The 1,204-nt window shown below is 39.8% G+C and carries 1 protein-coding gene; it reads right to left on the bottom strand.

Annotation, left to right across the window (positions count from 1 at the left end; genetic code table 11):
• Nucleotides 1-254: 254 nt before the first annotated feature.
• Nucleotides 255-1,204 (bottom strand): IS30 family transposase (locus EAF07_RS10385; protein WP_121836466.1); only part of this gene is annotated, 950 nt, incomplete at its 5' end.

The following is a 1,204-nucleotide window of genomic DNA, read 5'->3' as shown; positions in this document are numbered from 1 at the left end:
GCTAAATTCCCAAACTAACTTCCACCGTCTGTTAAAGTGGAAGTTAATCTGATAAAACCTCTAACAACCAGTGGAAATCCGTGTCAGGGTAAGTTCCACTGGTTTTTATAATGGTTGATTTTATTGCATTTTTAGGCGAATTTAGGTGAAAAAAGGGTACACAAAATCCCCTCATCTGAAAGCGTTTCAGATTAAGTTCCGTTATGGTGGAAGTTAGTGTGAGACGTTTGAGTGGCTTATATTTAGATTAGTTTTTAGAATTTATGTTGGAGTAATTTTGGGGACTGACAGACGTCTTCTGCGGGAATTAAGGAAATGCCAAGAAGTTTAGCCAGTTCTTCGTCATAGGTAAAGGTAAAGAGCTCATAAGCTGATTTCCCATTCAAAGCAGCGCGTTTCACGCTATTGACATGAGAACAGACTAGGTTGATATCGTCCTGAGTTAAGTTATCAAAAGAAGTTCCCTTTGGTAGAATATCGCGAATAAGGGAGTGATTTTTCTCAATTTTTCCTTTCTGGTCAGAGCGATTAGGGTCACAAAAGAATAGTTTAATCTCACCTCTGATATCCATCTCGATGTCATCAACTCTGGCAAATTCTCCGCCATTATCTGTAAGAATGATAGGGAAAACATCGAAGAAATTTCTATCAGCCTCATAAAGTGTGTTCTTGATGACATAGAAGTGTTTAGCGACCTCAAGAGCGGTTTTATTGTCCAGAAGTCTAGCGAAGATAAAGTTACAGAAAGACAAATTGAAGGTGAGTAATACTTTTCCGCCAACCCGTCCAATAACGGTGTCCATTTCAAGCCAAGAGGTCAGTTGTCTATGTGTCAGGTAGTTTTGGAAGTCCTCATAAGAACGCCCTTTTTTAGCTTCTTTAGGGATAGAAGGCAGGATAGATTTGCGCCTTTCTTTGAATTTTACAGCTCTAGCCAGATCAATAGGAGCGATAGAAAGGTATCCTTTACGGATGTGTCGATAGACGGTTGAGGAACTGACATCAAGGTTATGCGTTTTAAGGATGTGATAGATGTGTTGTCCCTTTTTCACACCATCAGAAATGACTTTATCCATATCCCAGAACGTTTGAGAGTTGAGAGGTGTTCCTTCTCGAGCCTCAACGAGGGTTTGTTCGTATTGTTTTTGAGCCTGTTTAGCGAGGTAGAAGATTTTCTTGTAGCCACAATTTTGTCTTCTCTTAG

This window comes from Streptococcus hillyeri (assembly GCF_003686955.1).
Lineage (GTDB): Bacteria > Bacillota > Bacilli > Lactobacillales > Streptococcaceae > Streptococcus > Streptococcus hillyeri.
The sequence above is the reverse complement of the archived record's forward strand: the minus strand, read 5'-3'. Positions and strand labels throughout refer to the sequence as shown.